Origin of the sequence: Neisseria sp. P0024.S006 (genome assembly GCF_051956595.1) — a bacterium.
Lineage (GTDB): Bacteria > Pseudomonadota > Gammaproteobacteria > Burkholderiales > Neisseriaceae > Neisseria.
In genome coordinates this window covers 692,482-718,680 of the sequence record NZ_JBQCXH010000001.1, presented here as the reverse complement: position 1 = coordinate 718,680, position 26,199 = coordinate 692,482, and the positions used below count along the sequence as shown (strand labels likewise).

The 26,199-nt window shown below is 51.0% G+C and carries 21 protein-coding genes and 2 pseudogenes; 12 read left to right on the top strand and 11 right to left on the bottom strand.

Annotated elements, in window-relative coordinates:
- Positions 1-14: 14 nt before the first annotated feature.
- On the top strand, positions 15-1,235 hold the full coding sequence (locus ACTHUF_RS03425) for a glycosyltransferase (RefSeq protein ID WP_440407067.1): 1,221 nt from the start codon (positions 15-17) through the stop codon (positions 1,233-1,235).
- Between the two features lie 44 nt (positions 1,236-1,279).
- Positions 1,280-2,440: a GTPase HflX gene (gene hflX, locus ACTHUF_RS03420; protein ID WP_440407065.1), complete on the top strand. Its 1,161-nt coding sequence runs from the start codon at positions 1,280-1,282 to the stop codon at positions 2,438-2,440.
- A gap of 66 nt (positions 2,441-2,506) precedes the next feature.
- Here the strand turns inward: hflX and ACTHUF_RS03415 are convergent, their stop codons facing one another.
- Entirely contained in the window at positions 2,507-2,632 is a 126-nt protein-coding gene (locus ACTHUF_RS03415; RefSeq protein WP_003678791.1) for a hypothetical protein, read from the bottom strand.
- 362 nt (positions 2,633-2,994) lie between these two features.
- Between ACTHUF_RS03415 and ACTHUF_RS03410 the strand changes: the two genes are divergently transcribed.
- Both ACTHUF_RS03410 and ACTHUF_RS03405 read left to right on the top strand, forming a co-directional pair.
- Complete coding sequence (locus ACTHUF_RS03410) at positions 2,995-5,481, top strand: heavy metal translocating P-type ATPase (protein WP_440407120.1); 2,487 nt, start codon at positions 2,995-2,997, stop codon at positions 5,479-5,481.
- A 37-nt stretch (positions 5,482-5,518) separates the two neighbouring features.
- Positions 5,519-5,959, top strand: a complete 441-nt coding sequence (locus ACTHUF_RS03405) for a DNA polymerase III subunit chi (RefSeq protein WP_440407063.1) — start codon at positions 5,519-5,521, stop codon at positions 5,957-5,959.
- Positions 5,960-6,036: 77 nt separating this feature from the next.
- Here ACTHUF_RS03405 and ACTHUF_RS03400 read toward each other — a convergent pair whose 3' ends face one another.
- The gene (locus tag ACTHUF_RS03400; RefSeq protein WP_296115785.1) at positions 6,037-7,257 is read right to left on the bottom strand and encodes an aspartate kinase; all 1,221 of its coding nucleotides are present in this window, start codon (positions 7,255-7,257) and stop codon (positions 6,037-6,039) included.
- Positions 7,258-7,428: 171 nt separating this feature from the next.
- Positions 7,429-8,157 carry a ribonuclease PH gene (gene rph / locus ACTHUF_RS03395; RefSeq protein ID WP_440407061.1) on the bottom strand — a complete coding sequence of 243 codons (729 nt, stop codon included), beginning with the start codon at positions 8,155-8,157 and terminating at the stop codon, positions 7,429-7,431.
- Between the two features lie 137 nt (positions 8,158-8,294).
- Between rph and ACTHUF_RS03390 the strand changes: the two genes are divergently transcribed.
- Complete coding sequence (locus ACTHUF_RS03390) at positions 8,295-9,182, top strand: YicC/YloC family endoribonuclease (protein WP_440407059.1); 888 nt, start codon at positions 8,295-8,297, stop codon at positions 9,180-9,182.
- A 205-nt stretch (positions 9,183-9,387) separates the two neighbouring features.
- Positions 9,388-10,338, top strand: a complete 951-nt coding sequence (locus tag ACTHUF_RS03385) for a bile acid:sodium symporter family protein (RefSeq protein WP_036491547.1) — start codon at positions 9,388-9,390, stop codon at positions 10,336-10,338.
- 72 nt (positions 10,339-10,410) lie between these two features.
- Here ACTHUF_RS03385 and ACTHUF_RS03380 read toward each other — a convergent pair whose 3' ends face one another.
- Positions 10,411-10,956, bottom strand: coding sequence for a TIGR00645 family protein (locus ACTHUF_RS03380; RefSeq protein ID WP_070823916.1), 546 nt, complete (start codon positions 10,954-10,956; stop codon positions 10,411-10,413).
- Positions 10,957-11,153: 197 nt separating this feature from the next.
- On the opposite strand from ACTHUF_RS03380, the pseudogene ACTHUF_RS03375 reads away from it, so the two are divergent.
- Together ACTHUF_RS03375 and ACTHUF_RS03370 are read left to right on the top strand one after the other, a co-directional pair.
- Positions 11,154-11,720, top strand: a pseudogene (locus ACTHUF_RS03375) (sulfite exporter TauE/SafE family protein); the annotation flags it as partial.
- A pseudogene (locus ACTHUF_RS03370) lies at positions 11,707-11,877 on the top strand (IS3 family transposase); the annotation flags it as partial. The pseudogenes ACTHUF_RS03375 and ACTHUF_RS03370, both read left to right, overlap by 14 nt.
- Before the next feature lie 24 nt (positions 11,878-11,901).
- Here the strand turns inward: ACTHUF_RS03370 and copM are convergent.
- From copM to ACTHUF_RS03345, 5 genes are all read right to left on the bottom strand, one after another.
- The gene (gene copM, locus ACTHUF_RS03365; protein WP_036491551.1) at positions 11,902-12,285 is read right to left on the bottom strand and encodes a CopM family metallochaperone; all 384 of its coding nucleotides are present in this window, start codon (positions 12,283-12,285) and stop codon (positions 11,902-11,904) included.
- Between the two features lie 241 nt (positions 12,286-12,526).
- Positions 12,527-14,122: a peptide chain release factor 3 gene (locus ACTHUF_RS03360; RefSeq protein WP_440407056.1), complete on the bottom strand. Its 1,596-nt coding sequence runs from the start codon at positions 14,120-14,122 to the stop codon at positions 12,527-12,529.
- Between the two features lie 213 nt (positions 14,123-14,335).
- On the bottom strand, positions 14,336-15,478 hold the full coding sequence (locus tag ACTHUF_RS03355) for an NADH-dependent flavin oxidoreductase (RefSeq protein ID WP_440407054.1): 1,143 nt from the start codon (positions 15,476-15,478) through the stop codon (positions 14,336-14,338).
- A gap of 118 nt (positions 15,479-15,596) precedes the next feature.
- Positions 15,597-16,661, bottom strand: coding sequence for a 2,3-butanediol dehydrogenase (locus tag ACTHUF_RS03350; RefSeq protein WP_003745670.1), 1,065 nt, complete (start codon positions 16,659-16,661; stop codon positions 15,597-15,599).
- A gap of 233 nt (positions 16,662-16,894) precedes the next feature.
- Complete coding sequence (locus tag ACTHUF_RS03345; RefSeq protein WP_440407052.1) at positions 16,895-17,953, bottom strand: histone deacetylase family protein; 1,059 nt, start codon at positions 17,951-17,953, stop codon at positions 16,895-16,897.
- A 177-nt stretch (positions 17,954-18,130) separates the two neighbouring features.
- On the opposite strand from ACTHUF_RS03345, the gene yajC reads away from it, so the two are divergent.
- The 4 genes from yajC (at position 18,131) to ACTHUF_RS03325 (ending at position 22,471) form a co-directional block, all read left to right on the top strand.
- Positions 18,131-18,397, top strand: coding sequence for a preprotein translocase subunit YajC (yajC, locus tag ACTHUF_RS03340; protein ID WP_003675720.1), 267 nt, complete (start codon positions 18,131-18,133; stop codon positions 18,395-18,397).
- A 75-nt stretch (positions 18,398-18,472) separates the two neighbouring features.
- On the top strand, positions 18,473-20,326 hold the full coding sequence (gene secD / locus ACTHUF_RS03335) for a protein translocase subunit SecD (RefSeq protein ID WP_003745673.1): 1,854 nt from the start codon (positions 18,473-18,475) through the stop codon (positions 20,324-20,326).
- A 3-nt stretch (positions 20,327-20,329) separates the two neighbouring features.
- Positions 20,330-21,265 (top strand): protein translocase subunit SecF, encoded by a 936-nt coding sequence (secF, locus tag ACTHUF_RS03330; protein ID WP_070849280.1) that lies wholly within the window; start codon positions 20,330-20,332, stop codon positions 21,263-21,265.
- 324 nt (positions 21,266-21,589) lie between these two features.
- Positions 21,590-22,471, top strand: a complete 882-nt coding sequence (locus ACTHUF_RS03325) for a carbohydrate kinase family protein (RefSeq protein WP_440407049.1) — start codon at positions 21,590-21,592, stop codon at positions 22,469-22,471.
- Positions 22,472-22,549: 78 nt separating this feature from the next.
- Here the strand turns inward: ACTHUF_RS03325 and ACTHUF_RS03320 are convergent, their stop codons facing one another.
- Together ACTHUF_RS03320 and ACTHUF_RS03315 are read right to left on the bottom strand one after the other, a co-directional pair.
- On the bottom strand, positions 22,550-23,107 hold the full coding sequence (locus ACTHUF_RS03320; protein ID WP_440407047.1) for a nitroreductase family protein: 558 nt from the start codon (positions 23,105-23,107) through the stop codon (positions 22,550-22,552).
- 111 nt (positions 23,108-23,218) lie between these two features.
- On the bottom strand, positions 23,219-25,957 hold the full coding sequence (locus tag ACTHUF_RS03315) for a calcium-binding protein (protein ID WP_440407045.1): 2,739 nt from the start codon (positions 25,955-25,957) through the stop codon (positions 23,219-23,221).
- Positions 25,958-26,199 lie beyond the last annotated feature (242 nt).

Below are 26,199 nucleotides of genomic sequence, written 5' to 3'. Positions count from 1 at the left end.
TATTGCTATTGAAAATGTCCCAAACCATCTGCTTGAATATGATTGTCAAAAACGAAGCGGCAATCATCGAAGAAACACTGGCCAACATCACCGACCACATCAAACTTGACTACTACGTCATCAGCGATACCGGCTCGACCGATGATACCGTCGGCGTGATCCGCCGCTTTTTCGATGCAAAGGGCGTCGCGGGCGAGATTCATCATGATGGTTGGCAAAATTTTGCATACAACCGCAATCAGGCTTTGAAACACGCAAAAGGTAAAACCGATTACGTGTTGATTTTTGATGCGGACGACCGCTTTGAAGGCAAATTGGAATTGCCCGAGCTGACCGCCGACCGTTACCGCCTCCGCATGAGAAATGCTACGGGCAGCGTGATTTATTACCGTCCGCTGTTGTTGCGCAATGACGGCACATTCTACTGGCGCGGCGTGTTGCACGAGTTTATCGAAACCGATAAACAAGATACCAGCGAAGCCACGCTTCATGGCGACTATATGGTCCTCAGCGGCCGTTTCGGCGCGCGCAGCAACATGGCGAACAAATACCTGCTTGATGCCGTTTCTTTGGAAAAAGCGTTTTACAGCCCCGAAGATGAAGACCTAAAACCGCGTTACGCCTTTTATGCGGCGCGTTCTTATTGGGACTCCGATATGCCCGAGCGCGCGAGCGAATGGTTTAAAAAACGCATCGAGTTGGGCGGTTGGGTCGAAGAAGTAACGGTTTCTTACCAACAGCTGGGCGAGTGCTACAAATTAATGGGCAAACGCGATGAAGCTTTGGCAACTTGGCTGGCAGGCTACGATTACAACCCGCGCCGTGCCGAGTGTCTCTACCTTGCGCAAACCATGCTGCGTCAGGAAGGGAAATACCGCATTTCCCATGCGATCGGCCTGATGGCGAAACGCATTCCGTTCCCGAACGACGATATTCTTTTTGTCCAAAACAATGTTTATCAGTTGGACATCGACTATGAATTGTCGGTTACCGCCTATGCGGCCGGCGATTTGCGCCAAGGCTATGAGTCTTGCCGCCACTTGCTCTTGCTGAATGTACGCGAGGCATTGACCACGGTGACCATGCAAAATATGTGGCTCTACCGCGAACATGCGCAAACCGAAACGCGCGAAGTGTTGGAGCAGCTGGTGGCCGTCATGCAGCCTTATGCCGCGCAGGGCGGACGTTTGGCGGAAGTGACCGAATATTTTGCCGATATTTTGAAAAACCGTTAATCAGGACTTTGACCCAGCCATAAGGCCGTCTGAAAGGAAATTTTTTGAGCAAGCGCAATCTGTTTTCCGTCGATAAATCTTTGGAAAAGCCCGAACGCGTCCTCTTGGTCGGCGTGATGCTGACGGCGGACTATTCCGGCGCAAACGAAACGCGCGAGCGCGGCTTTCAGACGGCCTTGGCCGAAGCGGCAGAATTGGTGGGCGCGGCCGGCGGCGATTTGGTTTCTATCGAAACTTCGCGTCGCGATAAACCGCATCCGGCTTTGTTTGTCGGTACGGGCAAGGCGGAAGAATTGGCGGCAGCAGTCAAGCAGCATGATGTCGGGTTGGTTGTGTTCAACCACGAACTCACGCCGACACAAGAGCGTAATCTGGAAAAAGAGCTTCAATGCCGCGTCCTCGACAGAGTGGGTTTGATTTTGGCGATTTTTGCCAAACGCGCCCAGTCGCAGGAAGGTAAGTTGCAGGTGGAGCTGGCCCAGCTGAACCACTTGAGCGGACGGCTGGTGCGCGGTTATGGACACCTGCAAAGTCAGAAGGGCGGCATCGGCTTGAAAGGGCCGGGCGAAACCCAGTTGGAAACCGACCGCCGTTTAATCGGACAAAAAATTACGGCATTGAAAAAACAGCTTACCGATGTCCGAAAACAACGTGCCACGCGCCGCAAATCACGCATGAGCGGCCGTCTGAAAACTTTTGCCATTGTCGGCTATACCAATGCCGGAAAATCCAGCCTGTTTAACCGTTTGACTAAAGCGGACGTATTGGCGAAAGACCAGTTGTTCGCCACTTTGGATACCACTGCGCGCAGGCTTTTCCTGTCGCATGAGGCGAGCGTGATTTTGACCGATACTGTCGGTTTCGTCCGCGATTTGCCGCACAAGCTGGTGTCGGCGTTTTCCGCTACTTTGGAAGAGACAGCGATGGCGGATGTGCTGCTGCACGTCGTTGATGCGTCCAATCCCGATTTTGAACGGCAGATGGATGATGTCAACGAAGTCTTGGAAGAAATCGGCGCGCATAAAATTCCGCAATTGGTGGTGTACAACAAAATCGATTTGCTGTCGTCGGGTATGCGTGAAGCAGGCATTTTGCGCGACAATTCCGGACAGGCTGTCGGCGTGAATATTTCCGTTGCCGAAAGTTTGGGTCTGGACGGTTTGCGCGAAGCGATGATTGAATTGGCCGTACAGCCAAATGCTTGATGTTTAAATGAAACAAGGCCGTCTGAATCTTCAGACGGCCTTACCGTAAAATTCTAAATCTGAGGATTATGCCGACAGAGGGCTTTTCTTTTTGAACACGCTTTCGTAAAGCATCCAAGCGGCGAGGCTCAGGTATACGGTGCTGGACAAAATGCCGATAACGGCAAAAATAGGCATAAGGCGATCAATCATGGTGAGGTTTCCCAATAAGTTAGTTTTATAAGTAAATGTGTGTTTTTTTGATTTCCGTCTTCGCGGAATGCCTAAAGTATGCTGCTTAAATGGATTGAGGTCAACAAAGAATGTATCGGGATTTTTAAAAAAGTTCCATTTTTACATTAAAATAATCGGAAGTTTTTAAAGACAAACGGTATTTATATATTACCGTTCATCGTTTGATAAACGGTCAATACTTTGTTTTCCATATTTTTTATAAAGTCCGACAGCCTGTTAATTCAAAATTGAATGAAAAGAGGCGGAAAAATGCTTTTTGCTAAAATGTAACACCCTGGGACGGTTGTTTCAGGCCGTCTGAAAAATAAATCGAACACATGATGACATCTCCCACACATCCCCAAAAAAACTGTTTCCATTGCGGACTTGAAGTCCCTGAACATCTGCATCTGACGGTTCGTTTTGAAGACGAAGAACACGAAACCTGCTGCGCAGGCTGTCAAGCGGTGGCGCAGAGCATTATTGATGCCGGTTTGGGTAATTATTACAAACAGCGTACCGCCGACGCAGAAAAATCCGAATTGCCGCCGCCGGAAGTGTTGTCGCAATTAAAGCTGTACGATTTGCCCGAAGTGCAGGCAGATTTTGTCGAGGTCGGCGTAGGGGATGAACGCGAGGCGGTATTGATGCTGGGCGGCATTACCTGCGCCGCGTGTGTGTGGCTGATTGAGCAGCAGTTGCTGCGCATGAAGGGCGTAGTGCGCGTGGATTTGAATTACAGCACACACCGCTGCCGCGTGGTGTGGGACAGCGCCCACATCGAATTGTCGGATATTTTGCTGAAAATCCGCCAAACCGGTTATACCGCCGCGCCTTATGATGCGCAAAAAATCGAAGCGCAGGCGCAGAAAGAGCGCAAGCAGTTTATCGTCAGATTGGCCGTGGCCGGTCTGGGCATGATGCAGACGATGATGTTTGCCCTGCCGACTTATTTTTACGGCGGCGACATCGAGCCGCTTTATTTGGAAATCCTGCATTGGGGCGGCTTTTTGATGGTGTTGCCCGTTGTGTTTTACAGCGCGTTGCCGTTTTACCGCGGCGCATGGCGCGACTGGAAAAACCGCCGTGTCGGCATGGATACGCCGATTGCCATTGCCATTGTGATGACCTTTATCGCGGGTATTTACAGCCTGGTCACCAACGCAGGGCAGGGCATGTATTTTGAATCCATCGCCATGCTGTTGTTTTTCCTGTTGGGTGGGCGTTTTATGGAACAGATTGCCCGACGCAAAGCAGGCGATGCGGCGGAGCGGTTGGTCAAACTGGTTCCGGCATTCTGCCACCGTTTGCCGTCTTATCCGGAAAGCGAAGCCATCGAGGAAGCAGCAGTTGTTCGCCTCAATATCGGCGATACGATTGTTGTGAAGCCCGGCGAAGTCATTCCGGTGGACGGTACGGTTTTGTCCGGCGAGAGCGAAGTCAACGAAGCCATGTTGACCGGCGAAAGCCTGCCCATCGTGAAAAGGCCGTCTGAAAAAGTAACCGCCGGCACGCTCAACACCAGCAGCCCTTTAATCATCCGCACCGACCATACCGGCGGCAACACGCGCCTGTCCCATATCGTCAAACTGCTCGACCGTGCGCTGGCGCAAAAACCGCGTGCCGCCGAGTTGGCCGAAAAATACGCGTCCAGTTTTGTGTTTGGCGAACTCTTGCTTGCGGTTCCCGTTTTTATCGGCTGGGCTTGGTATGCAGACGCTCATACTGCCTTGTGGATTACCGTCGCCCTGCTGGTCATTACCTGCCCGTGTGCCTTGTCGCTTGCCACTCCGACCGCGCTGGCCGCTTCGACCGGTGCGCTGGCCAAAGACGGCATTCTCATCAGCGGCAAACAAAGCCTGGAAACGCTTGCCCAAATTGACGATGTCGTGTTCGACAAAACCGGTACGCTGACCAAAGGGCAGCTTTCCGTCAGCCGGATGTTGTCCGCAGGCCGTCTGAACGAAGCCCAAGCCCTTGCCGTTGCCCAAGCATTGGAGCAGCAATCCGAACACCCCATCGCCCGTGCCATTTTAAACCATACGCTTTCAGACGGCCCTGTATCCGCGTTTGATGTGAAAGTGCAGCAACGGGTCAACCGTATCGGACACGGTGTCAGCGCGCAAATCGAATTGGATGGCGAAACCCAAGTGTGGGCTTTGGGCAAAGCGGCGTTTGTTGCGGAAATTGCCGGAAATCTGCCTGAAACATTTGCCCATATCGACCACACGGGCGGCATTATTTTCTTGGGCAATCAAAGCGGTTTTCAGACGGCCTTTTTACTGGAAGACCAAATCAAAGACAGCGCCGCTGAAATGCTGCAAAACCTGAAGCAACACGGCATCCGTCTGCACCTTTTAAGCGGCGACCGACAGGCTGCCGTCGCCCAAGTTGCGAAAGAGCTGGGCTTGGATGCCTATCGTGCCGAAGCCACGCCGGAAGACAAGCTGGCTTATGTGGAAAATCTGCAAAAACAAGGACGTAAAGTCATGATGATCGGCGACGGTATCAACGATGCCCCCGTCCTTGCCCAAGCCGACGTGTCGGCCGCCGTGGCCACAAGTGCCGATGTGGCGCGCGATGGTGCCGATGTGGTTTTGCTCAATGACGATTTGAACGTTTTGCCCGTGATGATGGAACAGGCACGCCGTACCCATCAAATCATCCGCCAAAACCTGACTTGGGCGAGCGCATACAATCTGGTTGCCGTTCCGCTGGCCGTGTTTGGTTATGTGACCCCGTGGATCGCCGCGCTCGGCATGAGTTTCAGCTCGCTGCTGGTGTTGGGCAATGCCTTGAGATTGTTGAAAACCAAAAAGGCCGTCTGAAAACGGCAGATCCATTGCCTAAACGAAAGAATACGCCATGCCTAAAGCCACTTTTTATACACACGTCGCCCGACCGGCCGCCTTTGCCTACCGCCTGATTGCGCGCGCCATACGCGATGGCGGGCAGATTTTGGTGTGGTCGGATTCTGCTGCGGCAGTGCAGCAACTAGACGTTGATTTGTGGCAGCAGATTCCCGAAAGCTTTATTCCGCATGAGGTATGGCTGCCTACCGACCCCATGCCGTCTGAAACGCCGGTATTGCTTGCATTTGGAAATGCATTGCCGAATATTCCGCAGGATTGCACGGTTTTAAACCTGTCTGCCGATTTCTGGAGCCAAGCCCCGGCCATTCCAAACCGTATCCTTGAAATTGTGGGAAATAGCTTAGAAGATTTGGTCGAAGCCCGAGACCGTTTCCGAGCTTATCGTCAGAGCGGATTTGAGATTGAGCATTTTTCGAGAGAAGGGAAGGATTGAGGATTAAAACAGCAAAGTTTTAATCAAAAGGCCGTCTGAAACAATAAAGTTTCAGACGGCCTTTTAACAGGCTGGAATTAGTTGCCCAAGTCGAATGCTTTATGCAGAACGCGGGTGGCCAGTTCCATGTATTTTTCGTCAATCAGGACGGATACTTTGATTTCGGAAGTTGAAATCATTTGGATGTTGATGCCTTCTTCTGCGAGGGTGCGGAAGATTTTGGCGGCTACGCCGACGTGTGAACGCATGCCCAAGCCGACTGCGGAGACTTTGCATACGGTGTCGTCGCCGTCGATGTAGGCTGCGCCGATGCTGTCTTGACGTTGTTGCAGGATTTCGATGGTTTGTTTGTAGTCGCTGCGCGGTACGGTGAAGGAGAAATCGGTTGTGCCTTCGCTGCCGACATTTTGGATGATCATGTCGACTTCGATGTTGGCATCGGCAACTGCGCCGAGGATTTGGTAGGCAACGCCGGGTTTGTCGGGTACGCCGCGTACGTTGATACGGGCTTGGTTTTTGTCGAATGCGATACCGGTTACGGCTGCTCTTTCCATGTTGTCGTCCTCTTCAAAGGTAATCAGGGTGCCGTCGCCGCCTTCTTGCAGGCTGCTGAGTACGCGCAGGCGCACTTTGTATTTTCCGGCGAATTCTACGGAGCGGATTTGTAAAACTTTTGAGCCGAGGCTGGCCAATTCGATCATTTCTTCGAATGTGATCGTGTCCATGCGGCGTGCTTCGGGTACGACGCGCGGATCGGTTGTGTAAACGCCGTCTACGTCGGTATAAATTTGGCATTCATCGGCTTTGAGGGCTGCGGCAAGTGCAACGGCGGAGGTATCGGAGCCGCCGCGGCCGAGGGTTGAGATATTGCCTTCGCTGCTGATGCCTTGGAAACCGGCTACGATAACGACTTTGCCCTCGGCGAGGTCGGCACGCATTCTTTCGTCGTCGATGCTTTCGATGCGGGCTTTGGTGTGGGAAGTGTCGGTTTTGAGGGCAACCTGCCAGCCGGTGTAGCTCTTGGCGTCAACGCCGATGTCTTTCAGGGCCATGGCCAGCAGGCCGATGGTTACTTGTTCGCCGGTGGCAAGGACGACGTCCAGCTCGCGCGGATCGGGATGTTCTTGCATTTCGTGCGCCAGGGCGACCAGTCGGTTGGTTTCGCCGCTCATGGCGGATACGACGACTACGATGTCGTGTCCTTCGGCGCGGGCTTTGGCGACACGTTTGGCTACGTTTTTGATGCGTTCGGGCGAGCCTACTGATGTGCCGCCGTATTTATGTACGATTAACGCCATGTTTCGTGCTTTCTTGTGGGGTTTGTCGGGCAGCTTGGTTTGCTGGAAAAAGGGTTATTATTACTATTTTTTACATGAAATTCAAGGATGGGCCGCGCTTTTTTGAGTAAATGCGCATAAATGGACGGGGTTAAAAAAGGCCGTCTGAAATTTTTCAGACGGCCTTGCTGCTTATCGGGACAAAAGGACGGCCTTTTGGTGTTGGACCAATTCGACAATGCCTTTATGCGCGAGGGCGATGAGTTTGCCCAATTCTTCGATGCTGAACGGTGCGCCTTCGGCCGTACCTTGGATTTCGATGATTTTGCCGGATGCGGTCATGATGATGTTGACGTCGCTGTCGCAGCCTGAATCTTCGGGATAGTCTAAGTCCAAAAGCGGTACGCCGCCCACCACGCCGGCGGAAACGGCGGCAACGGCTTCGCGGATGGGGTTTTCGCTGATGAGGCCGTCTGAAAGGAGTTTGTCCACGGCGATTTGCAGGGCAACGTAGGCGCCGGTAATGGAGGCGGTACGCGTGCCGCCGTCGGCTTGGATGACGTCGCAGTCAATCAGGATTTGGCGTTCGCCGAGTTTTTCCATATCGACGACGGCGCGCAGCGAGCGGCCGATCAGGCGTTGGATTTCTTGTGTGCGGCCGGACTGTTTGCCTGCGGCGGCCTCGCGGCGCATACGGGAGGCAGTGGAAGCAGGCAGCATACCGTATTCGGCCGTTACCCAGCCTTGCTCTTTACCGCGCAGGAACGGTGGAACATTTTCGTCGATGGAGGCGGTGCAAATTACTTTGGTGTTGCCGCACTCGATGAGGCAGGAGCCGTCGGCGTGGGGAAGAAAGTTTGGGGTAATTTTGATATTGCGCAGGCTGTCGGCGGCGCGGCCGGTGCGTGTGTAGTCGCTCATGATGGTCCTTTGGGGAAATAAAAAACAGGTTGCCTTGAATTATAGAGGAATTTGGCGGCAAAGGCCGTCTGAAAATCGTCGGTCGGGTGTGTTATAGTATCCGTACTTTCACTCGTATTTGGAAACGGAGTAAAACCATGGCTACAAGACGAAATATTCAAATCCACAGCATGACCGGCTTTGCCAATGCCGCAGGCGAATGCGGCGGCAAGCGGATTAATTTGGAAATCCGCGCGGTCAATCATCGTTATTTGGATGTCCAATTCCGTATGCCGGAAGAGTTGCGCTATTTGGAAGGCGCGTTGCGCGAACAGATTGCCGCGGCCGTGGCGCGCGGTAAATTGGAATGCCGCATCCAGCTGCAGGATGCCTCTTCGGGCGGACAGACTTTGGAGGTCAATCAGGATTTGGTTGCCCAACTGGCGCATTTGAACAAAGAATGGCGCAAGGAACACAATTTCGGTAAGCTGAGCGTGGCCGATGTTTTGCGTTTCCCCGGCGTTTTGGCAGGTCAGGGCGAAGACTCCGAGGCTTTGGCGAAAGGTGTCAAAGATTTATTGACCAGCGCGTTGAAAGAGTTTACAGCCGCCCGCAAACGCGAGGGCAAAAAACTGGGCGAACATTTGCTGCAACGTCTGACCGCTATGGAAGAGATTGTGGATGCTTTGAATGAGCTGTTCCCAAGCCTTTTGCAGGCGCATATGGACAAAGTCAAAGCCCGTTTGTCAGAAGCCGTCGACAATATCGACAACGACCGCCTGCAACAGGAATTTGCTTTGTTCATCCAGAAATCTGACGTTGATGAGGAATTCAGCCGTTTGCGCACCCATATCGCCGAAGTGCGCCGCATCGTTACCGAAGGCAAGGGCAGCGCAGGCAAACGCTTAGATTTCTTGATGCAAGAGTTAAACCGCGAGGCCAACACATTGGGCAGCAAAGCTATTGCCGCCGAATGCACGCAAGCGTCGGTTGAACTGAAAGTTTTGATCGAGCAAATGCGCGAACAGGTTCAAAATATCGAATAAATCGATAACTACCAGATAAATCAAGGCCGTCTGAAAAGTTTCAGACGGCCTTTGTGTTGATATTGGGTGGAATCGTTGTGGTGTGTTTTTAAACATTATTGGATGGCGGATTTCCTGTTTCGTGACTGTAATTGCACACAAGAGTTAACATGTGTTAAATTATGGCAATTATTGTCATGATAAGAACATACAAAGGAGTAAAAACATGAACTTTCTAACCGCAGTCAGTCGGCAAATGACCCGCTTCACCGCCCTGATCATCATTCTTGCCTCCATTATCGCCTTTATCGAACCTGCCACTTTTTCGTGGGTGAAAGGCGATACGCAAGTCGTCGTACTCGGCATCATCATGCTCGGCATGGGCATGACTTTGGGTAAGGAGGATTATCAAATTCTGGCGCAGCGTCCACTCGATATTTTTATCGGCGCAATCGCCCAATACACGATTATGCCCCTGCTCGCCATCGGTATTGCCAAAGCCTTCAATCTTTCGCCCGGATTGACGCTGGGTTTGGTTTTGGTCGGTACCTGCCCGGGCGGCGTTTCGTCCAATATCATGAGTTTTTTGGCTAAAGGCGATGTTGCTTTTTCAGTCGGCATGACCACGGTTTCCACCGTCCTCGCGCCTGTGATGACGCCGCTGTGGATGACTTATTTGGTTGGACAAACCGTCGAAATGGACGGCTGGGGCATGTTCAAATTTATGCTGCTTGTAACGCTTTTGCCTGTTGTCATTGGTTCGGTGGCCAATATTTTGCTGCACAAAAAACACTGGTTTGAAGACGTGCGCGCGATTATGCCGGCTGTTGCCGTTGCTGCATTCGCGTGTATTGTCGGCGGCGTTGCGGCCGTCCACGGCCACCGCTTCGCCGAATCCGCCTTGGTCATGATACTCGCCATCGCCGCACACAACATCGGCGGCTATATCCTTGGCTATTACAGCGGCGCGTTAACCGGCATGAATACTGCTAAAAAACGCACCCTTGCCATCGAAGTCGGCGTACAAAATGCCGGACTTGCCACCGGTTTGAGCGCCAAATTTTTCCCCGGCAATGCCGAGTCTGCCGTTGCCGCCGCCGTTGCCTGCGTTTGGCACTCCGTATCGGGAACGATTTTGGGCAATTTGTTTGCCTGGTGGGACAAGCGTCAGCAATAAGCCGGTAAACATTGCCAAACAATCAAAAGGCCGTCTGAAACATTTCAGACGGCCTTTTGATTGTTTTTAAAATCAATGCGCTTTATGTGTCGTGCCGTACACGATTTTGTCCGTTAACGCCATGGCGAGGGCGGAAATCAGGAAGCAGATGTGGGTAATGCACTGCCACATGATTTGTTTTTCGGTCAGGTTGGCGGCGTTGAGGAAGGTTTGCAGCAGATGGATGGAGGAAATGCTGATGATGGACATCGACAGCTTAACCTTCAAAACCGATGCGTTAACATGGCTGAGCCATTCGGGCTGGTCGGGGTGTTCGTTAACGTGGAGGCGGGAAACGAAGGTTTCGTAGCCGCCGATAATGACCATGGTCAGCAGATTGGCAATCATCACAACGTCAATCAGGTTTAACACGGCCATCATGATGGTGTTTTCATCCATGATGCCGAGATTGGTGACCAAATGCCATAAGGATTTGAGGAATTTGTAGGCGTAAATGCCTTGGGCGACAATCAAGCCCAGATAAATCGGCAGTTGCAACCAGCGGCTGGCGAAGATGAAATGCGCGAAGATGCCCATTCGGTCGCGGGGCGTGTGTTTGGTCGGGGTAGAATGTTCCATAATATGTTGTGTTTGGGAAAGACAGGGGGCGGCATTTTAATGGAAAAATTTTCAAGCTGCAATCTTATTAGTGGCTGAATTTAAAAAGAAAGGCCGTCTGAAAACAGGATGTCGGCTTCTTGTTTTCAGACGGCCTTGTAGGTTGTCAGGTTGGGCAAACACGCGCAAAATCGCTTTGCTTTTTAGAGATGGAAATTATGCTTGCAGATTCGTTTTTTTATTATCTGGTGTTGGTCGGTTTTGCCGCCGGGTTGATGGACGCGGCGGTTGGCGGCGGCGGGCTGTTGCAGATTCCCGGATTGTTCAACCTATTGCCAAACGCTACGCCTGTGGCCTCGGTGATGGGTGTCAATAAATTCGCTTCTTGCTGCGGCACGCTGACTGCGACGGGGCAATATCTGCGCCGAATCCCCGTGCCGTGGAAAATGCTGCTGCCTGCCGCGGCGTTGGCGTTTGTCGCTTCATATTTGGGCGCGAAAACGGTGGTGTATTTCCCCGTGCAATACATGAAACCGGCAATGTTGGTCATCATGATTGCCATGTGTCTGTACACTTTTTTGAAAAAAGACTTGGGGCAGACGGTGCGCACTGAAAAGCTGACGCGTCGCGAAACTTTATGGGGCTTATTTTTCGGTGCATTAATCGGGTTTTACGACGGCGTGTTCGGGCCGGGAACGGGCAGCTTGTTGGCTTTTGTATTCGTCCGCTTTTACGGCTATGATTTTTTAGCGGCGAACGCTTCGTCAAAGGTCATCAATTGGACGATTAAAAATGGAATGTTATTACGGTAAATGATTTGAGACGTTCTAACAACTGGAAAAAACGATTCATGAGTACATTCATTATTACAACCATGAGCGCATTCAGGGGAAACTAAAAGGACTGAGCTCTGTGAATTACAGAACTCAGTCCTTGAACTAAATCAGTCTAACTTTTGGGGTCAGATCATTTTACGGAGCTTTTTTTGTTGTGTGCTTTAAGCCATTTTTGCATTTGTTCAATTTCCGCTTGTTGTGCGTTAATAATATCCTCAGCAAGCTTACGCATCTCAGGATCCTTTCCGTATTTTAATTCAACTTCCGCCATTTTTACTGCGCCAATATGGTGTGGCAACATACCTGCTGCAAAAGCAACATCAGGATCTTTATATTGCGCAGCTGCCATCATGTCTTGATTCATTTGATTCATACCTTGCATTAATTCTTGTTGCATTGCAGAATCTGTCGACATTGGCATATTCATGTGTGCTTGATGCGGTTGTTCATTAGCTTGGGCATAATTTGAAATTGCAACAGCGCTAAGTGTGATAAAAGTCATAAGTTTTTTCATGTTTTTCGCCTATGTGATAACTGAAGGAGCACAAAATATAAACTTTGACCTAAGGTTAAAGTCAACATTTATTCCGAAAATGTTTGGTAAGGTGCTAAAAGCTAAAATAAGACAATATTTGAGCTGCGTTACGGATTTATGTTGCTGCTGTGCCTGACCATTGGAAAGTTTGCTTGGGATTTATTGGGTTGATATCGAATGAAAAAAAGGCCGTTTGAAAGTTTCAGACGGCCTTTGCATTTTACAGTTTAACCGAATGCTCGCGCGTTTCGTGGAACACGATGTCCGGCCAGCGTTCCTGCGTCAGATTTAAGTTGACGCGGTTAGGGGCGAGGTAGGCGAGGTTGCCGCCTGCGTCGATGGCCAGATTGCCTGCGTTGGCTTTTTCAAACTCCGCCAGCTTTTTCTTGTCTTCGCACGATACCCAGCGCGCCGACCAGATGGATGCGTTGTCGAACACGGCTTCTACGCCGTATTCGTTGGCCAGCCGCGAGGTAACGACTTCAAACTGCAACACGCCGACCGCGCCCAAAATCAAATCCGCGCCGCTCATCGGTTTGAAAACCTGTACCGCGCCTTCTTCGCCAAGCTGTTGCAAACCTTTTTGCAGTTGCTTGATTTTCAGCGGATTTTTGATACGGACGCTGCGGAACAGTTCGGGCGCGAAGAAGGGAATGCCGGTGAACGCCAGTTGTTCGCCTTCGGAGAAGCTGTCGCCGATTTGGATGTTGCCGTGGTTCGGGATGCCGATGATGTCGCCCGCGTAGGCTTCTTCCACCAGCTCGCGGTCGTGCGACATGAATGTAACCACGCTGGAGGCGGCGATTTCGCGGTTGATGCGCAGATGTTTTATCTTCATGCCGCGCTCGAATTTGCCGGAGCAGACGCGCAAGAAGGCGATACGGTCGCGGTGTTTCGGGTCCATATTGGCTTGGATTTTAAAGATAAATCCGGAGAATTTCGGCTCGTCCGGCTCGACCATGCGTACGGTCGCATCGCGCGGTTTCGGTGCGGGCGCCCATTCAATCAATGAATTGAGGATTTCTTGAATACCGAAGTTGTTAATCGCCGAGCCGAAGAACACGGGTGTGAGTTCGCCGGCGAGGAATTCGTCGAGACTAAATTCGTTGGAAGCCGCCTGCACCAATTCGATTTCGTCGCGCAACTGTTGGATTTCCAGCGGAAAGCGTTGTTCCAATTCGGGATTGTCGATGCCTTTGATGATGTCGAACTCATGCGGCAGGCGCTCACCACCTGCGTCGAAGAGATAGATTTCATCGTTCAGGATGTGGTACACGCCTTTGAAGTTTTTGCCCATACCGATCGGCCAGGTGACGGGCGCGCAGCGGATTTGCAGGATGTTTTCCACTTCGTCCAGCAATTCCAAAGAGTCGCGCACTTCGCGGTCGTATTTGTTCATGAACGTCACAATCGGCGTGTTGCGCAGGCGGCAGACGTTCAAGAGTTTGATGGTTTGCGCTTCCACACCTTTTGCCGCGTCGATGACCATCAAGGCGCTGTCCACGGCGGTCAAAACGCGGTAGGTGTCTTCGGAAAAGTCTTGGTGTCCCGGCGTGTCCAAGAGGTTGACGGTGTGGTCTTTATAGTCGAACTGCATCACGCTGGATGCCACGGAAATGCCGCGCTGCTTCTCGATTTCCATCCAGTCGGAAGTAGCAAATTTGCCGGTTTTCTTGCCTTTTACCGTACCTGCGCTCTGAATCGCACCTGAAAACAGCAGCAGTTTTTCGGTCAGCGTGGTTTTACCCGCGTCAGGGTGGGAGATGATGGCAAACGTGCGGCGGCGGCGCACTTGGTCGAGGATTTCTTGGGACATGGTTTTCTTTGCAAAAAGTTTCAGGCCGCTTTTTCAGACGGCCTGAAGGATATGGGTGTTGGAAAACAGGCTAAAATAAGGGCGTGTGCGACACGCCCTGCAATAGATTGAAAGATGCGGAATTGTACAAAAAAATGCTTGATAATTCAATGTTTGCACCAAACCAAAGGCCGTCTGAAAAGTTTCAGACGGCCTTTGTTTATGAATCGATGATTAAATATCCATCGGTTTCCATTCTGCGCCTTTTACCGGCGGCAGCCATGATTGCGTACCGCTGGAGGCAAATCCCCACAAGGTGTCGGGGAGGCCGTAATGGTCGGCGCGCGTCGGGTCGAGTTGCGTTTCGATTTCAGCTTCGCGGCCTTCACGGATTTGCGTGGCGATGTGCGGATTAATCATTACAGTTTTGCCCAATGCGATAAATTCTGCCCAACCGGTTTCATAGGCGGCCAAAATTTGATCGGCGGTAAACAGGTTGCCCACGCCGATAAGCGGCAGTTTGCCGTTGATGCGTTCGTGGATAAACTGCATACGGGTTTGGGCGGTATCGCCGCCGCGACGGATTTTTTTATCAAATTCCCACAGGGAAACGTGCAGATATTGCAGCGGTTTTTGTACCAATGCGTCAATCAGTGCGCCGGTTTCGGTCATGGTTAAGCCGTCGTCGCCAGGCTCTTCGGGGGAGAAGCGGTAGCCGATAATGAAATCGTCGCGCTGGTGTTTTTCACGGACGGCAACCACGGCATCGACAACGGCCAGAGGGAAGCGCATTCTGTTTTCCAAGCTGCCGCCCCATTGGTCGTTGCGGCGGTTGCTTTGGGCAGAGTAAAACTGTTGGATTAAATAGCCGTTCGCGCCGTGGATTTCCACGCCGTCAAAACCGGCACGAAGCGCCAAATCGGCGGCTTGCGCATAAGAGGCGATGAGTGCTTCGACTTCTTCTGCGGTCGCTTCGCGTGCGTGTTCGGCTTCGTTGGCGGAAGCGCTGATTTTGTCGAGACCGTCCAAAAGGTCATCAATGGCTTTGGAACCGCCGTGATGGATTTGCAAAATCGCTTTTGCGCCTTGTCGTTGCAGGATTTGTGCGGTTTCTTTCAGGCTGTCGAGGCAGTGCTCGCCTGTGGCTTCAGGTTGGCCGTGAAAGGCTTTGCCGTCTTTTTGAACCAAAGTGGCGGCCGTGATAAACATGCCCATATCGCCTGCGCGGTTGCTGAGGAAGGTGCGCTCTTGGTCGCTGATCAAACCGTCGGCTTGTGAGCCGAAATGGGTCATGGGGGCGACGGCAAGGCGGTTTTTGATGGTTACGCCGTTATTGAGGGTGTATGTTTGAAAGAGTGGGGCGTATTTTGGATTCATGAGATTTTGCTCTTGATAAGTGAATGGTTGGCAGAGGATTGGGCCATTCGGGAAATTATCAAGTAAACAGGCCGTCTGAAAAGTTTCAGACGGCCTGTTTATTCTTTAAGCCTTAGGATTAAAGATTAGGATTGACAATGATTTTTACTGCGGATTCGTTGTTGTGGATCAGACGCTCAAAGCCTTCGGAAATCAATTCGTCCAGTTTAATGCGTTGGGTGATGAAAGGCTCAAGGTTGATTTTGCCTTCTTCAACCAATTTGATGGTTTCGGCGTGGTCGTTGCAGTAGGCGATGGTGCCGCGCACGTCCAGCTCTTTCATCACGACGCTGTGGACGTTGATGGTAGCGGGGTGGCTCCAAATGGATACGATGACGACTTTTGCAGTCGGACGGCAGGCTTCGACCATGGTGTCCAGCACTTTGTTCACGCTGGTGCATTCGAATGCGACATCTACGCCTTCGCCGTTGGTCAGTTTTTTCACTTCTTCAACGACGTCGACTTCGGACGGGTCGAGGATGTAGTCGGCCACACCGGCTTCGCGTGCTTTGTCTTTACGTGCTTTGCTCAATTCGGTGATGATGACTTTGATGCCTTTGGCTTTCAGTACGGCAGCCAACAGCAAACCGATTGGGCCTGCACCGCCGACCAATGCGACGTCGCCTTCTTTCGCGCCACTGCGTACATAAGCATGGTGGCCGACAGACAGAGGCTCAATCAAAGCAGCTTGGTCCAATGGGATTTTGTCGGAAATAGGGTGTACCCAACGGCGTTTGACGGCGATTTTTTCAGACAAGCCGCCACCGCAGCCGCCCAAGCCGATGAAGTTCATGTCTTTGGAGAGGTGGTAGTTGCTGCCTTCGCCGGTCGGTACGTCGTCGCGGATGATGTAGGGTTCGACAACAACGTGTTGGCCGACTTTGATGTCGTCCACGCCTTCGCCTACGGCATAAACCACGCCGGAGAACTCGTGACCCATGGTAACTGGCGCAGACTCGCCGGAGATTGGGTGTGGGTGGCCGCAAGGCGGAATGAAAATCGGGCCTTCCATGAATTCGTGCAGGTCGGTACCGCAGATACCGCACCAAGCAACATTGATACCGACAGTACCCGGAGCGACGGTTGGCTCGGGAATGTCTTCGATGCGGATGTCGCCTTTGTTGTAAAAACGTGCTGCTTTCATTGTAACGCTCCTTTTTTAAAGTGGAGGCCGTCTGAAAAAGACGGTCAATTAGGGAAAGGGAAGCAGTGTGGCGTGTGAAGTATTTTTATTGATATGTTTTATGTTTGTTATTTTACTACTGATAATATGGAAATGGTTTGTCTTTGCTCAAATTAAAGTTTGTAAATGAAGAAAAGGCCGTCTGAAACGGATAATATATTTCCAGACGGCCTGAGATCGATAGTTTAAATGCGCTATTGAGTAGGATTGTTACTTTTGCCGCGCTTCAGATGCTTTTGGTAGGCGACGACGTAATCGGCCTTGCTCAAGCCCGCCAATACACGGATGTGGGCGGCGGCGGATTTGGACATGGATTCCAAGGTATAGCCGCCTTCCAGTACGGAAACGACGCGTCCCTGACAGCTTGCCGTTGCTTGGACGATTTTGTGCGTCAGCCAGGCAAAGTCGGCTTCATGCAGGTTCAGACGGCCTGTTTCGTCTTGTTTGTGCCCGTCAAAACCGGCCGAAAGCAACACCAACTCGGGGCGGAAGACCGTGAGCTTGGGCAGCCATTGTTCGCGGATGGTCGTGCGGAAGATACGGCTGCCTGTGCCCGGTTTGAGGGGCGTATGCAGCATATTTTTATTGCCGGCGTATTGTTCCGCCTGAGGGAAGGGGAAGATGTCGGTTTCAAACAGGTTGAAAAACATCACGCGCGGATCGTCTTGGAGAATCTCCGCCGTACCGTCGCCGAAGTGGACGTCAAAATCGATGACGGCGATGCGTTGCAGGCGGTATTGGGCAATGGCGTGCATCACGCCGGCGGCAACGTTGTTGATCAGGCAAAAGCCGCCGGCGCTGTTGCTGTGGGCATGGTGGCCTGGCGGGCGGATGGCGCAAAAAGCATGCCAGGCCTTTTTGTTCATCACCATATCGACTGCCTTGACGACGGCGCCGGCCGCAAAACGGGCAGCTTGGAGGGAGTCGTGGCAGATGACGGTATCGTCGTCGATGCGGTGGATTTTACCGGGGAGCGGCTGGGCGGCTTCCAACTCGTGCAGATAGTTGCGTGAGTGGACCAATGCCAGCTGCGCATCTTTGATTTCCGGTGCTTCGGCGGTTTGCAGGCGACGCCAAATGCCTTCTTGTTTTAAGGCGGTTTGAATGGCGCTGATGCGTTCGGGCCTGTCGGGATGGTTGGGCCCCGGCTGGTGCTGTAGGAATATCGGATGCGAAATCCATACGGTGCGGGCGTTTTTGCCAAACAAACGGCGCAGGCGGGTGCTGATGCGCCAAAGGATTTTTTTGAACATGGAACAGTATGTGTCGGACAAGTCGTAAAGACTGCTAAATATGGTTAATAAATACGGAAATACTTGGAAATTTTTCAGACGGCCTTTAGAATAGCTCAATTTTGCAGTCCAACCAATGTGTTTGATTGCAGTGTGCAGTTTTTTACTTAATCTAAAACTTGAAAGAACGGATATATTATGAATCAAGCAGTGGCTCAATTTGCCCCTTTAGTGCTGATCATGGTGGTGTTTTACTTCCTGATTATGCGTCCTCAACAAAAGAAATTCAAAGCGCACCAAGCGATGTTGGCCGCTTTGAAAGTCGGCGATAAGGTCGTTTTGGCGGCAGGTTTCAAAGGCCGCGTGACCAAAGTCGGCGAGCAATTCTACACTGTCGACATCGGTCAAGGTGCGAAAATCGAAGTGGAAGTTGAGCGCAACGCGATTGCCGCGAAAGCCGAATAATCCGTTTTTTTGCAAAAAGCCGCCTCATTTTCCGAGCGCGGCTGTTTGCCTTTATAAATAAAGCAAAGGTTTACCATGAACCGTTATCCTTTATGGAAATACCTGCTGATTGCGTTCACGATTGTGGTTGCGGCTGTTTACTCGCTGCCCAACCTTTTCGGTGAAACGCCTGCCGTACAGGTATCGACCAACCGACAAGCCATCGTGATCAACGATCAAACCCAGTCTAAAGTGGATGCCGCGCTGAAGCAGGCAGGTATTCAGACTGATGGTATGTTCATCGTCGACAACTCGCTGAAAGTGCGTTTCAAAGATACCGAAACGCAATTGAAAGCGCGCGACGTCATCGAAAATACTTTGGGCGAGGGCTATATTACCGCGCTCAACCTGTTGGCAGACAGCCCTGAGTGGATGGCGAAAATCAAAGCCAATCCGATGTTCCTGGGTCTGGACTTGCGCGGCGGCGTGCATTTCACCATGCAGGTGGACATGAAGGCCGCGATGCAGAAAACGTTTGAACGTTATTCCGGCGACATCCGCCGCGAATTGCGCCGCGAAAAAATCCGTACCGGCACGGTGCATCAGACTGAAAACGGTCTGACCGTGCCTTTGCAAGATGCTGCCGATGTACAAAAAGCCTTGCCTCAGTTGCAAAAATTGTTCCCTGAAGCCACGCTGCTGCCGGACGGTAACAATATCGTGCTGACTTTGTCTGAAGAGGCGATCAATAAAGTACGTTCTGATGCGGTTAAACAAAACATCAATACGTTGCACAACCGTGTGAACGAATTGGGCGTAGCCGAACCAGTTATCCAACAATCCGGCCTTGACCGTATTGTCGTACAGCTGCCGGGCGTGCAAGATACTGCCAAAGCCAAAGACATTATCGGCCGTACCGCGACTTTGGAAGTGCGCATGGTGGAAGATGATCCGATCAAACTGCAAGAAGCTTTGAACGGCAATGTGCCGACCGGTTACGAATTGCTGTCAAGCGGTGGCGATCATCCGGAAACTATTTTAGTCAACAAACAAGTTGAACTGACCGGCGACAACATCAACGATGCGCAACCTAGCTTTGACCAAATGGGCGCACCTGCCGTGAGCCTGAGCCTGGATAGTGCGGGCGGCAGCATTTTTGGCGAATTGACTTCAGCCAATGTGGGTAAACGTATGGCTATGGTGTTGATCGACCAAGGTAAATCCGAAGTCGTTACCGCGCCTGTCATCCGTGCCGCCATTACCGGTGGCCGCGTGGAGATTTCCGGTAGCATGACGACAGCCGAAGCCAACGATACTTCATTGTTGCTGCGCGCCGGTTCGCTGGCCGCACCGATGCAGATTGTCGAAGAACGTACCATCGGCCCGTCTTTGGGTAAAGAAAACATTGAAAAAGGTTTCCACTCTACCTTGTGGGGCTTTGCCGCTGTTGCTGCATTCATGGTGATTTACTACCGCTTGATGGGTTTCTTCTCTACCATTGCCTTGAGTACCAATATCTTGTTTTTGGTGGGTATTTTGTCTGCCATGCAGGCAACGCTGACCTTGCCGGGTATTGCCGCCTTGGCCTTGACCTTGGGTATGGCGATTGACTCTAACGTGTTGATTAATGAACGTATCCGTGAGGAACTGCGTGCCGGTGTCGCACCGCAGCAGGCCATCAACCTCGGTTTCCAACACGCTTGGGCAACCATTGTCGACTCCAACTTGACCTCCCTGATTGCCGGTATCGCTTTGTTGGTATTCGGTTCCGGCCCGGTACGCGGTTTTGCGGTTGTACACTGTATCGGTATTCTGACTTCGATGTATTCATCCGTGGTCGTGTTCCGTGCTTTGGTCAACCTGTGGTACGGCCGCCGTCGCAAATTGCAAAATATTTCCATCGGTTCGGTATGGAAGCCGAAAGCTGAAATGGCAGAAGGCAAGGAGTAAAACATGGAATTATTTAAAATCAAACGCGATATTCCGTTTATGAGCTACGGCAAACTGACGACCTTTATTTCGTTGGTTACGTTTATCGCCGCCGTGTTCTTTTTGGTAACCAAAGGCCTGAATTTCTCCGTCGAATTTACCGGCGGTACGGTAATGGAAGTCCAATATCAGCAGGGCGTTGATGTGAATAAAACACGCGATCGCCTCGATACGCTGAAAATGGGCGATGTACAGGTTCAGGCATTGGGTACGAACAAGCACATCATGATCCGCCTGCCGAACAAAGAAGGCGTAACGTCTGCCCAGCTGTCCAACCAAGTGATGGATTTGCTGAAAAAAGACAATCCTGACGTTACCTTGCGCCAAGTCGAATTCATCGGCCCTCAAGTCGGCGAAGAATTGGTCACCAACGGTTTGATGGCGTTAGGCTTCGTGGTGGCAGGTATTATTATTTATTTGTCCATGCGTTTTGAGTGGCGTTTTGCAGTATCGGCGATTATTGCGAATATGCACGATATTGTGATTATTCTCGGCTGTTTCGCCTTCTTCCAATGGGAATTCTCACTGACTGTCTTGGCAGGTATTTTGGCAGTTTTGGGTTATTCCGTGAACGAATCCGTGGTGGTGTTTGACCGTATTCGTGAAAACTTCCGCAAGCCGCATATGCGCGGCCATACTGTGCCGGAAGTCATTGACAATGCGATTACCGCCACTATGAGCCGTACCATCATTACCCACGGTTCGACCGAGGCAATGGTTGTTTCTATGCTGGTGTTCGGCGGTGCGGCCTTGCATGGTTTCTCTATGGCGCTGACCATCGGTATCGTGTTCGGTATTTACTCTTCCGTATTGGTTGCCAGCCCGCTCTTGCTGATGTTTGGTTTGAGCCGCGAGAACATTGCCAAAGAAGTGAAGAAAAAAGAAGAAGTGGTAGTTTAATCGCTGTAATGCTTCGATAAAGGCCGTCTGAAAATTGATTGAATCAGTTTTCAGACGGCCTTTTGTATTTAAATTTCAAAATATTTTGTTTTAATGAAATAGGAGGGGATAAATGTGAAAGAAAAAGAAAAAATAGGAACAATATAATTTTGTGATGAATCAAGTTTATTGTCTGATATGCCCTTAATTGCTTGTCAGTCCCAACATTTTAAAACATAATACTTTTGCCCCCGATGCTGGAGTTTTACTACAAGTACATGATTTGCAAAAAATCTGTCGGGAGTGCAGACCCTGCCAATCAACCTCAAATAAGGAAGGTTAAGAATGAAAGTAACCAGTTTCGGCGAAGTGCTGTGGGACGATTTTCCAAACGGAAAGGTATTGGGTGGCGCCCCCTTGAATGTTGCTGTCCGTTTGCAGTCTTTGGGTATCGATGCTGCCATCATCAGCCGTCGCGGTGATGATGCCGACGGCGAGGAATTGCTGCGCCAGGTCCAAAGCAAAAACGTCAATACTGATTATTTGCAGATTTGCCACGAATGCGCGACCAGTTTGGTAAAAGTACACTTGGACAAGTCTGGCAGTGCGTCTTATGAGATTGTCTATCCTTGCGCGTGGGATAGGATTGCGAATAATAATGCGGCAATCAAGCGAGTGGCGGAATCCGATGCGTTCGTTTTCGGCAGCTTGGCAACCCGTGACGAGGTTTCGCGTAAAAGCTTGGACGCTTTATTGAAAGAAGCTAAATTCAAAATTTTTGACGTTAATCTGCGCAAGCCGCATTACGATATTGACCGCTTGTTGGAGACCATGAAACAGTCCGATATGGTCAAACTCAATGATGATGAGTTGTATGAATTGGCCGCGGCTTACGGCTCTCCTTATCACAGTATCGAGCAAAATATCGGCTACCTTGTTAAGCTGACCGGTGTCAAAATCTTGTGTGTGACTTTGGGCAGTCATGGCGCGGTTTTATATAAGGACGGCGAGGTGTACCGCCATTGCGGTTTCCGCGTTAAAGTGGTGGATACTGTCGGCTCTGGCGACAGCTTTCTTGGCGGTTTGACTTACAAATTGTTGAACAATGCGCCTCCTCAAGAAGCCATTACTTTTGCTTGTGCGTTGGGCGCGTTGGTTGCTTCACGTCATGGCGCGACGGCGGATATTTCTTTGGAAGAAATTGAAGCGTTTATGAATCCGGCTTGATATTTTGACAAGAGACATAAAAAGGCCGTCTGAAAACCATTAAATCAGGTTTCCAGACGGCCTGAGTGTTTTTAGGCTTTACCAATAAGTGGTAAAGCATTCCAGGTTGGTATTTTTCGGGCCGCTGCCTTCTTCGGTCGGCGAACCAATCATCATCAGGCCGATGATTTTGTCTTTGTCGGTACACTCAAATGCTTCGCGCAACAATGGGCTGTTGACCCACATGCCTGTAATCCAAACGTTGTCGAAGCCCTGGGCTGATGCGGCCAGTTGCAATGCGTAGGCGGCGCATCCGGCAGTCAGCATTTGCTCCCATTCGGGTTTGGGTTTTGCCACTTCACGGTTTGGCACGAATGTAACGCCGATAATCATGGGCGCCATGTTGCCGACGCGTTCGGCCTTTTTCATGGCGTCATCGCCGAAGTTGAGTTCGGTAACGGTCTTGCTCAAAAGTCTGCGGAAACGTTCCAAGCCGGCCTCGCTTTGAATAACGGTAAAGCGGTAAGGGCGCATATTGCCGTGATCGGGCACTTGGGTTGCCGCTTGCAGCATTTGTTCCAGTTGCTCGGCATTGGGTGCCGGAGCCGTCAGTTTTTTGGAAGAGCGACGTGTGGTCAGGAGATTTAAGGCATCCATGTTTTATTCTTTCTTGTGAACTTGAATGAGAATAATTATATAGCGGAAAGATAAATAAATCAGCAAAAGACTGAGGCCGTCTGAATTAAGGTTTCAGACGGCCTTTGGGTTTTACAGGATACCGTTGTTTTGCGTATTTTCAGTAATCAGTGCTTTGCTGATTTCGTCGGCAGTGTAGCTCTTACCGCTTTCAAATACAAAGCTGTCGATATTATTGTTGGCAATATCATGGATGGTTAGGGTTTCGCCTGTATCTTTGATGGTTAAGACCCAATCATCGCCGGTTTTCAACTGTAAATCTTTCAGCGTCAGCCCTTCTTTGAAACGGACTTGGGTATCGCTGCCTCCGTATGGGTTGAAGGTGTCGTTGCCGCTGTTTCTGCCAAACATGATGACGGTGTTGTCGGCACCCGGGTCGGTAATGGTATCGTTGCCGCCGGCCGTATCGACGATGTTGATGCCTCGGCCCAAAGTAATGGTTTCATCGCTGCGGTTGCCCCTGTATTCGACAACAGAAGTGTAACGCGACAAATCTAAATCGCTGTTGTCGCTATCGGCATGGATGGTGTGGTTGAAGTTGTTGTACACATCCCGGTTGAGTTCTTCAACGGGTTGGCCGGTGTATTGGACGATGTTTTTGTTGCCGATCATGTGCGGAATAGACAGTTTGAAGTGGTTGATCAGCTCGCCCGTGCTGAATGAGGCATTGCCGTCAAACTGAAACTCGGAAATCGCCCCATAGATACCGCTTTGGTTTTTGATGGTCAAAACATCGTCTGTGCCTTTGATGCGGATATGCCAAGTGTCGCCATCCAGCAGGGGAGGAGATACAAATTGGTTGCTGTCGGGCAGGTCGGCAATCCCGGTTTTGTCGTAACCTTTTTCAACGGTAATTTCAAGGTCGTCAAGGGTAATGCCGCCGCTAAATTTCACGGTGTTGGCGTTGAGCGTATGCAGGCCGGCCTCGTTGTCGAAGCCGAAGTTGTAGTCGAAAATGGTGTCGTGTCCGTAACCTTTTCCGAAAATATAGGTGTCGTTGTGTTCGCCGCCTTCCAGATAATCATTGCCTGCGCCGCCGTCGAGTAAGTCTGCGCCTACATGGGCATAGAGTTTGTCGTTACCGTTGCCGCCGTAGAGTTTATCGTCGGAAGCGGGTTCGTTGCCGTAATAGGTTTCGCTGTGTTCGCGCAAGATGTCATCGCCGTCGTGGCCATAGAGGATGTCGCGGCCGTCATTGCCACCGTCGATTTCATTGTTGCCTGCATCGCCATGCAAGGTATCGTCGCCGTTTGTACCGACAAATTTGATGGTTTCGGCTTTCAGGGCTTGGAAGGCTTGTTGGAACTGCGCGGCAGTGTAGGTTTTGTCGTTAAACTGGAAACGGTCGATGGAAACGCTGCCATCTGCGCCGATTTGGTTTTGGATCAGGGCTGAACCTTGCTCCGAAGTAATTTCCCAGCTTTGGCTACCGTCGTCGTTATGAATGGTCTTCAGGTTGAGCTTGGTATTGTTCAGGCCGTCTGAAAACTTGAGGGTATTGATGCCTTGGTTGTCGATAATGGTATCGTTGTCGCCGTAGATATAGGTATCGTTTCCGGCACCGCCTTTCAGGATGTCTTTGCCGTTGCCGCCCACCAAAACATCATCGCCAGCATCGCCATTGATGGCATCGTTACCATCGCCGCCATCCAGATAATCGTTGCCGTCGCCGCCATTGAGGTTGTCGTTGCCGCCCATGCCGTAAACGGTATCATCACCGCGTCCGCTATTGAGGCGGTTGCGGCCTTCGTTGCCGGTCAGGATGTTATTGCTATTGTTGCCGGCGGCAAAAATATTGGCCGAGCCGGTCAAGATAACATTTTCGACGTGGGTGGCGGCAGTATATGAAATGCTGCTGAATACGGTGTCTTCGCCGCCGCCAGCTTGTTCGATAACCACGTCTTTTGCGTTATCAACATAGTAAGTGTCATTGCCGTCCCTGCCTTCCATGATGTCGGCACCGGCTTTGCCGTTGATAATATCGTCGCCGGATGTGCCGATCAGGTGGTCATTGCCGTCGCTACCATCGATGGTCCGGCCGCTTTCAGTATGACCTGTCAGGGAAAGGTCAAAATATTTGGCAAAGCTGTTTACATCCAGTTTTTGTGTGCCGATGATGAATTGGGAGACTGCCGGCGTTGTGCCGTTTTGCGTGTATTGGTTTTGGATGGTTAAAACGGCATTGCTGTTTTTCACGGCAATCAGCCAGTCTTGACCGCCGGTTTCGTTGTTTCGGACTTCGACGGTTAAATTGTTAAGGCTCAGGTCGGTATGGAAGCGGATGCTGTTGTGACCTTGGTCGTCGATGATGGTGTCTTGTTCGCTTTGGGCAGAGAAAAGGTAGGTGTCGTCGCCTTCGCCACCCTCAAGCACATCGTTGCCTGCTTCGCCGTTGAGGGTGTCATTGCCTGTTTCGCCGAAAAGACGGTCGTTGCCTTCGCCGCCGTTGATGAAATCGTTGCCGCCGCCGCCGTAAACGATGTCGTCGCCGCGCCCGCTGTTAAGGCGGTTGCGGCCTTCATTGCCGATGAGGATGTTGTTGCTGTTGTTGCCTGCGCCGAAGATGTTGGCCGTACCGGTCAAAACAAGGTTTTCAACGTAGTTGGGGAGGGTATAGCTGACGCTGCTGTAAACCGTATCATCGCCGCCGTTTGGGTCTTCAATGATTGTATCGTCGCTGCGGGTGACATAATAAACGTCATCCCCGGGCGTGCCTGTGGTTGTTTGGGCAAGGGAGGGAGGTTGTAATTGCTCTGCATGTCGTAATTCAAATTGCGCATTGCGGATGCGGGTTGCTTTTTCGGTTGTCATGATATTTTCTTTAGATATTGATGAGAGTAACAAGGAAGTAAACGTATCCGGCATATGGCCGGTATTGCTTAATTTGTATTGTGTTTAGGCTATATATACTAGTGCCGAAATTTGATAAAAACAACAAAAACATTAAGATATGACAATAATTAGAGGGCCTTGTCGGGCCGTGTTTGCCGTCCCTTCTTTTACTAAATGGTTTTGCCTTGTTTGATTGTTTTGTGCCTTCTATACCACACATT

Bases quoted from the DNA above. Each gene is read 5' to 3' on its own strand.
- ACTHUF_RS03320 (WP_440407047.1), bottom strand. From the start codon at position 23,107: ATGGATGCCTTAAATCTCCTGACCACACGTCGCTCTTCCAAAAAACTG.
- ACTHUF_RS03380 (WP_070823916.1), bottom strand. From the start codon at position 10,956: ATGGAACATTCTACCCCGACCAAACACACGCCCCGCGACCGAATGGGC.
- ACTHUF_RS03400 (WP_296115785.1), bottom strand. From the start codon at position 7,257: ATGGCGTTAATCGTACATAAATACGGCGGCACATCAGTAGGCTCGCCC.
- ACTHUF_RS03315 (WP_440407045.1), bottom strand. From the start codon at position 25,957: ATGACAACCGAAAAAGCAACCCGCATCCGCAATGCGCAATTTGAATTA.
- ACTHUF_RS03325 (WP_440407049.1), top strand. From the start codon at position 21,590: ATGAAAGTAACCAGTTTCGGCGAAGTGCTGTGGGACGATTTTCCAAAC.
- ACTHUF_RS03350 (WP_003745670.1), bottom strand. From the start codon at position 16,661: ATGAAAGCAGCACGTTTTTACAACAAAGGCGACATCCGCATCGAAGAC.
- yajC (WP_003675720.1), top strand. From the start codon at position 18,131: ATGAATCAAGCAGTGGCTCAATTTGCCCCTTTAGTGCTGATCATGGTG.
- ACTHUF_RS03360 (WP_440407056.1), bottom strand. From the start codon at position 14,122: ATGTCCCAAGAAATCCTCGACCAAGTGCGCCGCCGCCGCACGTTTGCC.
- rph (WP_440407061.1), bottom strand. From the start codon at position 8,157: ATGAGCGACTACACACGCACCGGCCGCGCCGCCGACAGCCTGCGCAAT.
- ACTHUF_RS03355 (WP_440407054.1), bottom strand. From the start codon at position 15,478: ATGAATCCAAAATACGCCCCACTCTTTCAAACATACACCCTCAATAAC.
- ACTHUF_RS03405 (WP_440407063.1), top strand. From the start codon at position 5,519: ATGCCTAAAGCCACTTTTTATACACACGTCGCCCGACCGGCCGCCTTT.
- ACTHUF_RS03415 (WP_003678791.1), bottom strand. From the start codon at position 2,632: ATGATTGATCGCCTTATGCCTATTTTTGCCGTTATCGGCATTTTGTCC.
- ACTHUF_RS03425 (WP_440407067.1), top strand. From the start codon at position 15: ATGTCCCAAACCATCTGCTTGAATATGATTGTCAAAAACGAAGCGGCA.
- secF (WP_070849280.1), top strand. From the start codon at position 20,330: ATGGAATTATTTAAAATCAAACGCGATATTCCGTTTATGAGCTACGGC.
- copM (WP_036491551.1), bottom strand. From the start codon at position 12,285: ATGAAAAAACTTATGACTTTTATCACACTTAGCGCTGTTGCAATTTCA.
- ACTHUF_RS03390 (WP_440407059.1), top strand. From the start codon at position 8,295: ATGGCTACAAGACGAAATATTCAAATCCACAGCATGACCGGCTTTGCC.
- ACTHUF_RS03385 (WP_036491547.1), top strand. From the start codon at position 9,388: ATGAACTTTCTAACCGCAGTCAGTCGGCAAATGACCCGCTTCACCGCC.
- ACTHUF_RS03345 (WP_440407052.1), bottom strand. From the start codon at position 17,953: ATGTTCAAAAAAATCCTTTGGCGCATCAGCACCCGCCTGCGCCGTTTG.
- secD (WP_003745673.1), top strand. From the start codon at position 18,473: ATGAACCGTTATCCTTTATGGAAATACCTGCTGATTGCGTTCACGATT.
- ACTHUF_RS03410 (WP_440407120.1), top strand. From the start codon at position 2,995: ATGACATCTCCCACACATCCCCAAAAAAACTGTTTCCATTGCGGACTT.